Source organism: Pseudomonas sp. S4_EA_1b (assembly GCF_016307435.1).
GTDB classification, from domain to species: domain Bacteria; phylum Pseudomonadota; class Gammaproteobacteria; order Pseudomonadales; family Pseudomonadaceae; genus Aquipseudomonas; species Aquipseudomonas rhodesiae.
Map to the genome: position 1 here is coordinate 1 of NZ_JAEILC010000024.1, position 13,232 is coordinate 13,232.

A 13,232-nucleotide genomic window follows, 5' to 3' on the forward strand; every position below is an offset into this window, starting at 1 on the left:
GGGGCTACTTCAGACCATCCCTAAATCCAGAATCGGTATCGCTGTTCCCAAAAGCCTCTACTTTTATCTTGTTCGCGGACGCAATCACACCACTACTAAGCGTAATGCCACTGTCGAATTTGGCATCCCATGTATGCACTACCCGCACAGCTTGAATGAAGTTTTCTAGATTAAATCCCGGAACCGCCGAATCACCATGTTTATCCTTAAAACTATCGGCTTTATAATAAGCGGTATAGCTGTACAGGGATGTATCGCCTGGAGCCGGTAGGATCGCTGGCAGTACCGTTTGCACCCCGAGAGGCCAGACGGTATCACCATTTTCGGTGGCTTTAACATCCAAAGATGCCAGCAAAGAGCATCCGATCGCACCGACTAAGCCGGCACGAGCTACATAACTTTTCATTGTTATTATCCTATGTAATGTCTACCGATTACTGCTGGGTATTGGCACCGATCAGCACAAATGTTACAAGTGCAGGCTCACTGCCCGGGTTTCGCCAGGCGTGGACATTTCCTTGCTGGACTACAACATCTCCGCTGGAGAGTTCTCGGATCTCACCATCATCTAGCTCCAGGATAAGTGGTCCTTTGATAACAACTCCGTAATCGATAGTTGGCGAGGCATGCATGCCAGGGCGTTCCCGATCAAAGCACTCGTAAAGGCCCAAGAGCTTGCGCTGCTGCTCCGTGCTGGCGTCATTGGGGTCAAAGTCAGGGGATCCAAACACCGAGTCAGGCGGGAAGCTGACCGCTAGGCATTTGGTTTCTCCCGGCTTGGGCAGTAGCGAAGACGACTCTCGCACTGGATCAGCTAAGCCCGTTGGAATTACAGGAAGAGAGGCGGTCTCCCAGATGAGCGAGGTCGCAAAACCCGGCACATGCTTGTACTCATAGGTATGAGGAGCCAAGCCGTCACTCAGAAAAACAGATTTTCCACTCTGGGTGCCCGCTACAACGCGTCTTACTTTCATAATAAAGCTCCACTGAAAGCAAGCGCCGCTCGCGAACGAGCGGCGCTTCGGCTCAGCTCAGGCTAGGGTCGATAACGAAGTTAGTGAAACCACCTTTTCGAGATGCGATGGCATCCATGGCCTCGTTCACTCGTTCTAGTGGGAATACTTCCTGGTCGAAGACTGACAGGTCTAGGGTACCTGCCGCAGCCATCTCAGCCATGTCTTGCCCTTCAGCTACCGTGAACCACAGGGAGCCGATAACGCTGATCTGGAAGCACATGAGCTTGAACATCGGTACTGGCAGATCCTCGGACATGCCGCCGATGTCGACCATTCGTCCACCACGGCGTAGCGCATTGATGCCTTCAACGCTCAGTTCGTGTGGCGCACCCGGCCCAACCGCATCTACGAATACATCGGCGCCAAGGCCGTCGGTGTTTGCTCGGACCCAATCACCAATATCACGCTCACCGACTGAGAGGGTGAAGATGCGGTCCGGAGCAATCGCGCGAACTCGCTCAAGCAACTCATGGTTACGAGCCATTGCGAATATCTTGGTCGCTCCCATTGCGAGCGCCAACAGCACAGCTCCCAGTCCGAGCGTTCCAGACGCGCCACTGATCAATACGGACTGACCAGAGCAAACGCCCGCTTTGCGCAATGCTGAATATGCAGTGCCTAGGTAGCCAAACCTGCAGCCTTGCTCAAAGGAAATTGCCTCAGGCAGTTTCACCAGGCCAGAGGCAGGAGCCGTCATGTACTGGCACAGACCACCGTATGGGTAGTCCTCGAAAATCTCTTGCGAACCCGGCCCAAAGCCGAAGTATCCCTGGAAGGTATAGGCGGTGCAGTTGATGTGTTGCCCGCGCAAGCACGCGTGACAAGAACCACAACTCCGGCCAGGGTTCACGTAAACCCGGTCACCGACCTTGATGCCATGAACCCCAGGCCCGACCTCTTTGACGATGCCCGCGGCGTCCAAGCCGTAAACCGCCGGAAGCTTGGGCAGCGGTAGGTAAGGGAACCAGGTTGGATAGCTTTCAATCACGTTGCGCAGGTTAGGAACAAGGTTGCACGCTTTCACCTCCACCAGCACATCGTGGGCACGCAGCTGAGGGATATCGATCGAGTCAACCTGGAACGTCGGACCAACCTGGTGCAGTCGGGCAGCTTTCATCATGCTCATTTCTTATTTTCCTGTTTCAAATAGGCCGAGGGCCAAGACGCAGACACACAGATCTGGAGACCTGATCTAATCGCTTACGCGATGCAGAGCTCTTTTTCAGTGATGGGTGGGGGTAAAGGCGGATGGATACGGGAAGAATAGCCAGCGGCCACTCGGCAGAGAGCGGTCAGGGCTAGCCTGGAGATAGGGTGTACGCACGCAATGCTGACCATGATGGGCACCGCTTGATTGTATTTATGCTTCGATGATGCATGTTAGGATGCTAGCATGCAAGTACTGATGCGACAGTCGGCAGCGCTGGAACGGCACCATTTGCCCTCAGCCTCTGCGGTAGACCAGCTCGATAGACTGGTCATGCGTCACTAAACAGGCGCCGTTTTCCCGTCGCAAGCAAGGACGTTAATGAGTAGACTCCGAACGATGGCTATCTAACATTATTGGAGTTACGGTTTGGTTGAGCTGGTTGAACGTGTCGACGTCTCATACATCCGCGCTGACCTCAGGCATCCTGATAGCCAGGTCAAAATGCTTCAGGGCGACCAACTCGTTTGGTGGTACGGCCCGATACGACAAAACACAAGACCCCGCTCCATTCCTTTGGCCAAGGTGCACTTCAGGCAGTTGTTCAACGATAAGCCAGGGCCTCGCACCTCAGCCATCGTCCCTTTGAGCAGCTTGCCGCATTACCGGAAAGGTACCATCTGGCGCAATGGCAAATGCATTTCCGACACAAACCTCGCCTCAATCACTCACGTCTTCAATGTCGACTTCGGTAAGGATGGCTGGTCGGTCACCTCCAGAGCGGAGCTCATCAAACAGGGCAATGCCCACATTTTCAGTCATCATGAGTACCCACTTCAGTACCAGCATGATCTGACACGATTGCTTAGGTTCAAGCAGGATGACGGCAAGAGCCTGCTCATCCCTTGTACTGAGTACTTCATTCGCGCATATGCTAGAAACATGGAGGTTTGCCGCGCTCTAGCCACCTTGCGCTGGTCGGATGTGAAGTCAGTGCTCTTTGATGACACTCGACGCGACGAGCACCGTTGGCTGGTAAAACCTTCTGCGAAAATGCGCGGCTATGACGCAGTGTTCCTCGCACATCTGCTGTACGACGACTACGCAGATGAACAAATCAGACGCGTAAATGCCCAGTTCATCTCCAGAGACCCTACCGCCCAAATTTTCATGGAGGCAACGCCTTGGTTTACAGGCAAAGGACAGCTTGAGTGCCGCGGCAGGTGGCTGAACGATGGCAACTCATTTCTGTGCCTCAACCTGAGCCGCTCAAGCCAACCGGATGGGGAGGAAATCGAATGGCAGACCAAAAGGTTTGATAGCAGCGAGGGTAAGGAAGGAGGACGGCTCGTGCTACCGAGGCCTGTCCGAACCGCTGAAGCCGATGAGTTTCTCAACGAAAATTCTCACACTGTCCCTGACAGCCATTCGGAAATCATTGTCGTTAAACCGCCTCCCTTTGGAGTCATCGGGTCAAAACGTTCCATTAAGAAAACGAAGGACGTCATCAAAACCGACCGTGGCCGGCTCGGGCCCCACCCATCTGAAGCTGGCAGTCATTCTTCCGGGAACACCGTTCCTTATGCAGTCAGGGCAACACAAGAGCCCTCCTGCATGTGATCGGCTCCGGCAACCCAGCGGCAATATCCAAGGCAAGTACATTGAGCGTTGGAGTACACGCCTGGGATGCAATCGTTGCACAACCGGCCACAGCGTACTGGCTAAAAGCTGATGTGAGCTTAGGCCGGACACACCGGACAACCTTTCCAAATTAGCCCAAGGATGCGCTCGATCAAGGTCGACGCTCCATGCACGGCTACCTGGCCAAACTGCACCAGTCAGCGCACTGGGCAGGCAGCCATGAGCATGCGCTGTTCTCACTAACCATGAAGAGAACAGCTCATCGGGCAAAATGGGCGGAGTAAGAGGCCACCGCGGGTTTACACAACGCGCTCCCGGATGCCACGTGTAGGACGTTTCCACGACTTACTCTCAATGAGCTGTCGATCGATGCATTCCTTCCCCGAGTTAATGGCTTCCGTGGCACATTCGAGCAGCAAGCCGTGTAGGTCTCCCGTATTGCCACCCGAAATGGAATGGATCAGCTGGGCCAGCTCCGGCTTGTAGAGTTCAGAGGCCTTCTTCCTCCAGATGAACGATCTTGCCCTTATCAGACGCGCGCTCATTGATCATTTGCTCAAGCAGCTGCTTGAGCAAAACCGGATCGTCAGGAAGGGTCTCGGGCATGGAAATCATGCCGCGGATTATACCGAATCAGGCGACGTAGCGAGGCGTCAGAACTTGATGGGGGCGGTTGCGCCAGAGGTCGAAGCCGTCGAGTAGCCAATTGAGTTCCTGAACGGTCAGGATAATGGCCTCGTCAGTGGGGTCAGGCGATGTTTTGAAACGCTCCGAGTCGAGACGCTTGAGCCAAAGACAGAAGCCGTTTCGCTCCCAGTACAGAATCTTCACGCGGTTGCGCGTTTTGTTGAGAAACACGAAGAGCACGGGGTCGAACACCGCCACTTTGATGTCCAGTTCGACCAGCGCGGCCAGACCGTCAATGGACTTTCGGAAGTCGACTGGCTTGGGGTAAAGGTAGACTTTTTCGACTTTGGCGTCGGGACGCATCATGGCGTGCGGGCTCCAGAAATAAATCGGGAGCACAGCATCGGGGATCAGCTAACCGCTTTGAATGTGTGGTTCATGGAGCGCTTACCATTGTCCGATGGAGCGAGTGCGGTTCTCCGCAACCTTGGATGCTGACCCGATGCAATTGCTTGCCAATGCCTGCAGGATGAACCTGGAGGGCATCGTCGGGAAGCGAGACGGTAGCCGATACAGCAGCGCGCGGGACGGTGTCTGGGTAAAGCTCAAGTGTGGCTGTCGGCAAGAGTTCGTCATAGCCGGCTACACCCGGGCTGCAGGCGGCATTGGCTCGCTACTGCTTGGCCTGCATAACGACGAAGGCCAGCTGGTCTACGCAGGAAGGGTTGGTTCCGGGTTCAGCGAGCGTACCCTGCAGGCTTTGCTGGTAGCACTCGCGCCGCTTGCCCAGGATCGCCCCCCTCTGATCGACCCGCCGCGTTTGGAGCGCGCAGGGGTTGTATGGCTAGCCCCGCAGCAGGTGTGTGAAGTGAAGTTCGCGGAGATTACCCCGACCGGAAAGGTTCGGCACGCCGTGTTCGTCGGGTTACGCGACGACAAACCGGCCGACGCCATCAGCCTGGAAAGCGACAACGAGCTGGTCTGAGCGGACAACTTCTTCAGAGGGTTTTCCGTTATTCGTGTTCGTTGGAAGCCAGCTCAACACCGCCATCCCACTCGGCCTGGACCTCGGAACCGCACGACGCACAGGCCGTTGTCACCTCGGGCGCAGATTCCGGAAGTTGCAACTGGCCGGCATGCCCACAAGCCTCGCATCGGTAGACGTACAGCACTATCGGAGCGTTCTTTTCCATGGTCACGGTCTCCTATGGTCAGGCGTAGCGCTCAGCCGGGAAAGCAGTTCAAAAATGAATTTGCTTGAACTGCGCGATTTGTCCCTTCTCCAGCATACGGACTGCACCGCTGGTCTGGGGGCGTAAATACTTTAGGTCTTTCACATCGATCTTGAGCTTGCGGGCAGCCTCATCCCAATCTGCAGTGGCCAGGTTCAGAAGCAGCAAGGTGCCAGCGTTCTTGATGAAGTCAGAGCTAAAATGTGCTGGGGACTGTCCAGCCAAAAGAATAGACAACCCAAACTTACGCATTTCAGTGACGATGATGTTAATAGGATTGCTAACGTCCTCATCGTTAAATTTCTTGGATTCATCCAACACAACAAGGCGCCGCAGCTTTCCACCAGACTCACCTCTTTGCATCATCTCCCGGATGATTGAGCGGAGGCGGAAGCGCACGAACATTTTTAGTTCGTCCTCTGACTGAGCCAAAGGCTTTAAATTATAGCGACGTACCCTTGCATTACCAAACGGAGGAGGGTTGGGGTTGAAAACGCCAGTAGCGTGAAGATTCTCAAGTCGAGTGATCACACTCAATACAACATCTTTACTGTGATACTTGATGACATCCTCAAACTCATGGCCAGTTTCAATATTATTAAGGAAGGTCATATGCGCCTCGGCTGCCTTGTCTTTCGCCGAATTGAGCCGCTTCTGCTGTGCCTCCATCTCGGAATCGTCGCCTCGCGCATTTGCCTTTGCGAGTTCAGTACGCCGTTTGTTCACCGCCGACATGCACCGGCAATATTCCTCAAAACAGCTCAAGGCTTTTTTTCCATCGCCAGTGTCGTCCACACCCATCCAAAGTGAACGGAGCTTACGCTTCGCAAGCCGGATCACATCAGGTAGCGTTGGGTAAATACCACGGAGTTCATTCCACTGCTTCGTTTGTATTATGTGGCGAATTTCTTCTTCGGTCGCTTCGCGCCGTACCCAGGTTCGAGGATCACCAGGCAGTATGCCGCGGGCGGTGTACGCATCTGTTAGCAAATGCCGAAGCACACCTTCCTGATTACCCCCGAGCTTTCTTGAGGTCGAATTTATCGACTCGATTACGTCATTCACTGCACGGCGAACACCGCCATAATGCGGATCAGTGTTTAGGATGAGCGGGTTGAACCCGTAGCGTGATGACTCACTAAACATGACGGTCTCTGCGCCAGGGATCTCGATGTCACCGTGATAGTCGAAAATGTCGATTTCGACCTCTTCATTCATGTTGGTCACAAACTCGCGTATCCAATGAGTTTTACCAGCACCTGAAGTCCCGGCCACACCAACATGGTGATTAGAAACTCTTTCCTCTGACCAAACCACAGGTAACTCAACATTATCTTTTTTGAGTTTCCAGTAGTCGTTCCCCAATCTGATAGCTGTAGACATAAAAACTCCTTAGTCGTCGAAGGCTTCTTCGGGTATCTCTAGGTCATCCCCTTCATCACCCAGCAACTCCTCGAATTCGTCTTCATCACGCACCTGGTGGTAATAGCCGGAAAGACCGTTCGCCTCTGCGGCATGTACAGCTTTGCGGGCAGCATGGAACAACACAATGCCGCGTTGTTCTGGGGTCACTTCAAACCGGGTAATACTGTCCATGTGAACTGCTGTAGCCACAATTTCATCGAGAACAGGATCATCCAGCTTCGGATAGTAGGCGGATTCAACTCTGCGCAACTGGGCAGTAACATAATCGACGGAATGGTGATCGGTTGTGCTGATCTTTTCGGCGCTGTGCGGTAGCCTTGAATATTCTGGTCGCTCGATTTGAAGGAAACGGTTGATACGGGCCGACAGTTTGCTAGTTTTTTTGTGCTCATCCGGGATGTAGAAGCTGGAGCTCGGAACAACGCTATCTTTGAAGATGACCATGCCTTCACCGGCTTGGAGCTTTTTCAAATCAGGCAGCTCGATCTTGTTACGTTTCTCAATATTGGCTCCCGCTTGAGCGCGGAAGGAGGATTGCATGGTACCGGAGCTTTCGTCGTACCCGCCTAGGACACTGTAATACCCTTCACCGCCAGCCTTGCGGATGAAGTCGTAAGTGTCCTCAGGGTCTTCCAGTGCGAGCACCCACTTAACCTTGGTATTGGCCAGCATCGACGCAGCTTCGTCAGCTGCCTCGCCACGTTTCAGACCTTGCATGTCTTGAACTGCTGCAACCATCATAAAGCCCAGACTACGAGCCTGTGCGAACATGACAGCGATCCCTGCAGCAAAGTAGTACGCCAGTTCATCACTGATGATGAGGTAGGGGTTGGGCGCATTGGTCGCTTTTGTGTCGAGCACCTGCTCTTTCGTCCCCTCCAGTTTGTAGCCGAGATTTTGGGCCATCATCAACCGAATGGACGAGATGTAGAGCTTGCCCAGCGATGCCGCTTCGGAGGCTGATTTCTCAAGGCTCGGGATCATCACCACAAGCAGCCTATCGTTTAGCAACACATCCATCATGTCGATCTCCGGATACTTATCTCTGAACACGTGCGAGTAGGTATCCATCATCATCGAGAAGATGCGAGAGAATTGACCTGTCAAATAGCCATGCTGGTTAAATACCTCAGCGTCCCATTTAGAGGGATCATCCACCAAGTCCGGGTTAAAACCCGGAAGGCCGGTCTCAAAATATGCTTTGATAGGCAGGTAAGCTGTCTCGGGAATCAAGCCCTGCTGGCCTTCTTTGTATAGCTCGACCAGATTCTTTAGCGCGAGATAATGGCGGAAGGTAGCAACGGAAATTTCAATCTCGCCCCTGGCGCGCTTGTAGCAAAGCGTCCTGATCACTGCGTCGACCATGTTGATCGCTTTTTCCTGCCACTTAGCACCATCGCCACTGGCCGCTGGCAGCAGCGACGCCAAGAGCTGAAGCAAAAAGTCGGCAGCACCGTCACCAAAGGGGTTCAGCGAGTTCGACTGCGCTCTAAAGTCCGAAGTCCACTCTTTCCCATTTTCGCGCGCCACCATGCTATCGAATGGGTCCATACCTCCGGTCAAATAGTTGAGAATCAAGAAATCATCTTCACGGCCTAGACGCCTGGCGAGCGACCACAGACAAAATGCTAGGTTGGAGTCTGCTTTGCCGTCTGCGTAGCAAGCTCCCGATCCCCAGCAAAGTGCGTTGAAGAACAACGCCATGAGAGTTTCACTTTTTCCACTGCCTGTAGTTCCAGGAATCCACATATGTGTACGACAGTCAGAGTTGTTGAGCCAAAGTTCTCGACCTTCGTCTTCACTCCTAGCAATGCCCTCGGCGTTTGGCGTACGCAAATACCCCAGGTACATGATGCCACCAGCTGCAAGGAGCTTTCGAAAAGTCCGTGAGCTTTTAAATAAGCCCCACAACGTTTTTTGTTCGACCAGCTCTTCGTAATAATCCGTTCGATCTTTACCGCCGATGTCTTTTGGCATCCGTAATGGCATTCTAAAACGCTGATCGTTGAATGACATTACCATCATGCACATGACCAGCACCCACACTGGCCAGGCGGCAGGTTGGTAAATCATCAATCCGATAAGCGCGAGCATCGCCAGCTTGAAGTTATTTGGCCGATGAAGCGAGACCATGAATCGGGTCCATGCTGACCGGGTGTCCCTGGACAAGCGTCCAGCTTGAATCTCGTGTTGAGAATCGATAGCCATTAATCGTCTCCTACGCGCTCAAGGAAATGCCGATAGCGCGCTCAAATTGCAAGCTAAGCGCTTTTTTGAACAGAGCCGCATCGCGAATACGGGCTATGACAGCCCGACCGCGCTCCGCAGCTTTAACCTGGGATTCGGGGATCTCGGTATCCAGACGGTGCTTTACAAAATCGGTAAGGAAACGGCTGAGCGGTTGCGCTTGGTTCAGCATTTCTATCCAATATTCGAGGCCGTTTTCTCGCAGGATACTGTCTGGGTCGCTACCCTCAGGAAGGAACAAGAATTGTGCATTTTTTCCATCGCACATTTCTTCCAAAACAACAGCAGAGGATCTTAAAGCCGCTTTTCGTCCAGCTTTATCGCCATCGAAGGCGAATGTAACGGTATCTGCATTTTGAAAGAGCCTACGCATTTGCACATTGGTAAGGGACGTGCCCATAGGAGCAACTGCCCGCGAATCACCAGCCTGATGGAGGCTCAACACATCGAAAAATCCCTCGACCACCACTGCATGTCTGTCTGCACGGATGAATTGACGGGCGACGTTGAAGGCATACAGTTCCTCGCCTTTATGAAAAAGTTTCGTCTCTGGCGAGTTAATGTATTTTGGCGTTCTGTCAGGGCTCTCAACAACAGATCGGCCTGCAAAGCCAACAAGGGCACCGCCCTGGTCGTGAATCGGGATCATTATCCGGCTTCTAAATCTGTCAAATAACCGGCCATCCTCGGCTTCACAGACCAGGCCACAATCAATCAGGATCTGTTTGTCGTGGCGCTTCAGCAAGAGGTCAGCAATACCAGTACCTACGGTGCCCAAACCGTACTTACCGATCGTGTCAGAGCTCAAACCGCGCTGTTGAGTCAGGTAGCCATATGACTTTGCGTTCCTCTGAATGCCTCCCACATAGAGGGTTTGGGCATCCTTGAGGGCGCGGTACATAGCTGCCAACTCTGCATTCCGCGCTTGATCAGCAGCAGTATCCTGGCTGGGCTCAGGGAGTTGGATACCGGAAAACTCGGCAACCGCTGCAACGGCATCAGGGAAGGGCAGGTGGTGATGGTCCATCATCCATGTGATAGCGTCACCCTTCGCGCCACACCCATAGCAGCGGTAGAAATTACGCTCTGGGGAAACACTAAACGACGGCGTTTTTTCCTTATGGAAGGGGCAGCAAGCGCTAAAATTTTTGCCCGATTTCTTCAGAGTAATGTCACGCGATATCAACCCAACCAAATCCGCAGCTTGGCGGACTCGGTCGAGAAACTCGTCACTGTATCTAACGTACTTCCCCATGAGCGATCCCTACTGAGCCTGAGTCTGTTCCAGCCACTGAGCAATAGCTGCCGCTTGGTTCGGAAGGGTGAGCGGCGTCTGCGCTCCCTGCTGGTTGATTACCGTTGGGGTGCCCAGGAACTGCAGCTTTCTGAATACTTGGTCATTGGCCCGAACATGGGTGAGGCCTTCCTCGCATACAGGCCCATCAATCGGCCGCCCCTTGGCAATGGCTTTCCACATCGAGGCGCGCTGCTCGATCGGAGCGCAAAGCATCTGTGCGATAGGCTTGGCAGAGCCTTCACCACCGATCACCGATACAGGGAAAATTTCAACGGTATGATCCGCGGCGAGCTGCTCGAGCTCAGGTTCGAATTTCTGGCAGTGAGGGCAAGAAGGATCAGAGAAGACGTAGACAGTCCCTTTGGCCCCTTCGGATAGCTTCACTGAATACTTGCCAGTAGCCACCCCGGCCTTGATCGCCTCGCGGACAACTTTAGGGTCTGTTGGCTTGGGAAGGCCGGGGATGTTAGAGAGGTCTGGACCAGGCTGTTGAAAGGTCTGTGGGTTTTGTGGAGCAAAGGCCGGGGTAGGGGGCTGTGGTGCCTGGAGACCGCTGCCCGAACCATACTGCGCCTCGGTAGGCGCCTGCAGACCGGTCAGTTTTGCCGCGAACATGTTCAAGCCGAGTGCAAAAATGATTGCGAAAGCGGGGATAACTCCCCACTTTACGAACCCTTTGGCCCGGGAGGTCCAGCGCCGGCGCACCCCATGCGAAACGATAGCGCTCTGGAGTGCTTCAAAGGCGTCAATAGCTAGTTGTTCGGTGCCAAAGGATTCGAGAACGACCTGCTCCAGCTTCCCTCCAAATGCGCTGGTCACGAGGATCTGCTTACCCTCACGCTTCAGAGACAGCCCGCGCTCCAAGGGCAACAACGATACACTCCGTTCTTCACCAGTCGAGCCGAAGTGAATGTGAAGGGTGTTGTCGTATTGACGAATCTTGTCTCGGTTTTTCATTGGCTATCTCCAGTATTCAGGTCGACGAGACCTAGCTTGGCCAGATATTTTTCAACCCCGTCGATTGCATCTTCGATAAATGGCTCGGTTAATCTATAACCAGTGTCATCGGCATAACTTTCCCAGTGGGTCTGCGTGTAAACTGCCCCCGCTTCCATAAGCGGAGCTTTACGCTTTCCTAGGTTCAATGCGTAGAACAAAGAACGGTCCATCCCTTTCAACCAACGAAATTGAGACGATGGCAGTTTTCCCAAGTTACTTGCTTGCTGGTGCATTGCATAAAGCATTGTTCTAGGGTAGGGGTGTTTATCAAGCCAGGTTTGAGCTTCTGGGTGGGCTGCATACTTCTTGAATGCATCCTCAGCTAAGTTCAAATCTGGATAGCCTTTTTTTCCCTCAAAGGTGTTGTGGTGGCATGAACGATTCAGAGCGTCCAGCAGTTCCTGGGCCTTCTTCATATCGCGCCCATCCGATAACAGCCTGGCGCCAAACACAGCAAACAGGGCTCGCTCGGTAGCGCTAAGCTCATTGAGGCTTTTGATCCGGCTACCCAAGTCTTTCTCCAGCAGCTCCCGGCAGCGCTCCCGGTCGAGCCGTCGATTGACGATGAGACCATGCTGCAGAGCCCATTCTTCGGGATGAATAGCGCTTCGATGTTCCTCAGGATCTTCATTCAAGAGCAGCGTGTGCGGATCGCCGTAATACAATGACGGGATGATTGCGGGCGAATGGTTAGACATCACCCATGGCAGCGTTTCTACTGTGATAACTCGGCGGGTTTTGTTAGCCGCATGCCGATGCGCCGCACGAAATCCACGTAGTGCTAATAAGATGGGGATAAAAATGAAAAAATACCCAGAAATATTGAGTAGACGCAACAGATCGGCAAATTTTACTTGCGAGGGATTCATCGCAAGCTGAGCCGCTTCGTATCGCCACAGGCGGATTTGATCGGGCATAAATGGCCAGTCAAAGACACCAAGCTGGTGCCAAGCCCATTTCAATCCCCAGTAGCTGATAGTGCCGTGCCAGCGAGACCAGCACATCCAGCCAAACACAACAGGAAGTGCGATTATTAGTAACCACACGACTCCCATACCATCAGACTCAACCTGGCTTTGGCGCGCCATATTCCCTCCTAGAATCTCAATGAGTTGTTATATACGCGCTGTATATAGGGATATTTGAATTTTGGAGTTCTTGAGTGGTAGTGCCCAACACCATCCCAAAAACTCCCACCGGCCTGATTAATTTCGTATCGCAGGATGTAAGCGCCGGCCCTTGCCGCCCAGCAGAAATCGCTGGTGATGAGTTCGGGCGGGACGCCGAACTCGCTTTGCAGTCGGTTTGCCCAGACCGTGTTGATCTGGAAGGGGCCGTGATCGATCGTCCCGTTCTTGTTCGCGCTCTTTAATGGTTCACCGCTGCCGCTTTCGGTAAGCCATACAGCGATTAGGCCACGCAATGGCAGGCTGTAATCCCGAGCAGCCTGCACCATGCAGGCAGGTACCAGGTCTTGGGCGACATCAGGCGGTGGAGCGGGAATTGGAACCATTAGGCAATCCTTCCGTAATAACCCGTGATGGTTTATGCTTTTCCGTATGGTAGCTATTCTACGGAATCAAGGCAAGGCAAACCACACC

At 53.3% G+C, this 13,232-nt stretch carries 13 protein-coding genes and 2 pseudogenes; 2 read left to right on the forward strand and 13 right to left on the reverse strand.

What is annotated here, in order from left to right; translation table 11 throughout:
* Positions 1–4: 4 nt before the first annotated feature.
* Genes YA0848_RS08480 through YA0848_RS08490 form a run of 3 tightly spaced genes read right to left on the reverse strand, consistent with a single transcriptional unit; the run spans position 5 to position 2,142 of the window.
* Positions 5–406, reverse strand: coding sequence for a transporter (locus YA0848_RS08480; RefSeq protein ID WP_232925075.1), 402 nt, complete (start codon positions 404–406; stop codon positions 5–7).
* Between the two features lie 28 nt (positions 407–434).
* Positions 435–974 (reverse strand): cupin domain-containing protein, encoded by a 540-nt coding sequence (locus YA0848_RS35950; protein WP_232925076.1) that lies wholly within the window; start codon positions 972–974, stop codon positions 435–437.
* A gap of 52 nt (positions 975–1,026) precedes the next feature.
* Positions 1,027–2,142 carry an alcohol dehydrogenase catalytic domain-containing protein gene (locus YA0848_RS08490; RefSeq protein ID WP_198731226.1) on the reverse strand — a complete coding sequence of 372 codons (1,116 nt, stop codon included), beginning with the start codon at positions 2,140–2,142 and terminating at the stop codon, positions 1,027–1,029.
* A 450-nt stretch (positions 2,143–2,592) separates the two neighbouring features.
* Between YA0848_RS08490 and YA0848_RS35955 the strand changes: the two genes are divergently transcribed.
* Complete coding sequence (locus tag YA0848_RS35955; RefSeq protein ID WP_232925077.1) at positions 2,593–3,783, forward strand: hypothetical protein; 1,191 nt, start codon at positions 2,593–2,595, stop codon at positions 3,781–3,783.
* Between the two features lie 18 nt (positions 3,784–3,801).
* Here YA0848_RS35955 and YA0848_RS36625 read toward each other — a convergent pair.
* The 3 genes and pseudogenes from YA0848_RS36625 to tnpB all read right to left on the reverse strand — a co-directional run.
* A pseudogene (locus tag YA0848_RS36625) lies at positions 3,802–4,146 on the reverse strand (TniQ family protein); the annotation flags it as partial.
* Positions 4,104–4,307 (reverse strand): annotated as a pseudogene (locus YA0848_RS36630) (TniB family NTP-binding protein); the annotation flags it as partial. The pseudogenes YA0848_RS36630 and YA0848_RS36625, both read right to left, overlap by 43 nt.
* Positions 4,308–4,437: 130 nt before the next feature.
* Complete coding sequence (gene tnpB / locus YA0848_RS08500; RefSeq protein ID WP_225441864.1) at positions 4,438–4,797, reverse strand: IS66 family insertion sequence element accessory protein TnpB; 360 nt, start codon at positions 4,795–4,797, stop codon at positions 4,438–4,440.
* Positions 4,798–4,900: 103 nt separating this feature from the next.
* Between tnpB and YA0848_RS08505 the strand changes: the two genes are divergently transcribed.
* Positions 4,901–5,416: an ATP dependent DNA ligase gene (locus YA0848_RS08505; RefSeq protein WP_198731228.1), complete on the forward strand. Its 516-nt coding sequence runs from the start codon at positions 4,901–4,903 to the stop codon at positions 5,414–5,416.
* A gap of 28 nt (positions 5,417–5,444) precedes the next feature.
* Here the strand turns inward: YA0848_RS08505 and YA0848_RS08510 are convergent, their stop codons facing one another.
* Genes YA0848_RS08510 through YA0848_RS08540 form a run of 7 tightly spaced genes read right to left on the reverse strand, consistent with a single transcriptional unit; the run spans position 5,445 to position 13,144 of the window.
* Positions 5,445–5,624, reverse strand: a complete 180-nt coding sequence (locus tag YA0848_RS08510; RefSeq protein ID WP_198731229.1) for a zinc ribbon domain-containing protein — start codon at positions 5,622–5,624, stop codon at positions 5,445–5,447.
* Between the two features lie 48 nt (positions 5,625–5,672).
* A complete protein-coding gene (locus tag YA0848_RS08515) occupies positions 5,673–7,046 on the reverse strand; it encodes a hypothetical protein (RefSeq protein WP_198731230.1) in 1,374 nt (457 codons plus the stop codon).
* A gap of 9 nt (positions 7,047–7,055) precedes the next feature.
* Positions 7,056–9,296 (reverse strand): hypothetical protein, encoded by a 2,241-nt coding sequence (locus tag YA0848_RS08520; RefSeq protein WP_198731231.1) that lies wholly within the window; start codon positions 9,294–9,296, stop codon positions 7,056–7,058.
* A gap of 10 nt (positions 9,297–9,306) precedes the next feature.
* Positions 9,307–10,590 carry a DNA primase gene (dnaG, locus tag YA0848_RS08525; RefSeq protein WP_014003987.1) on the reverse strand — a complete coding sequence of 428 codons (1,284 nt, stop codon included), beginning with the start codon at positions 10,588–10,590 and terminating at the stop codon, positions 9,307–9,309.
* A gap of 9 nt (positions 10,591–10,599) precedes the next feature.
* Complete coding sequence (locus tag YA0848_RS08530) at positions 10,600–11,589, reverse strand: DsbC family protein (RefSeq protein WP_198731232.1); 990 nt, start codon at positions 11,587–11,589, stop codon at positions 10,600–10,602.
* Positions 11,586–12,719, reverse strand: a complete 1,134-nt coding sequence (locus tag YA0848_RS08535) for a secretion/conjugation apparatus DotM-related subunit (protein WP_198731233.1) — start codon at positions 12,717–12,719, stop codon at positions 11,586–11,588. Before YA0848_RS08535 ends, YA0848_RS08530 begins: the two co-directional genes overlap by 4 nt.
* A gap of 8 nt (positions 12,720–12,727) precedes the next feature.
* Positions 12,728–13,144 carry a lytic transglycosylase domain-containing protein gene (locus YA0848_RS08540; RefSeq protein ID WP_014003990.1) on the reverse strand — a complete coding sequence of 139 codons (417 nt, stop codon included), beginning with the start codon at positions 13,142–13,144 and terminating at the stop codon, positions 12,728–12,730.
* Between the last annotated feature and the right edge of the window lie 88 nt (positions 13,145–13,232).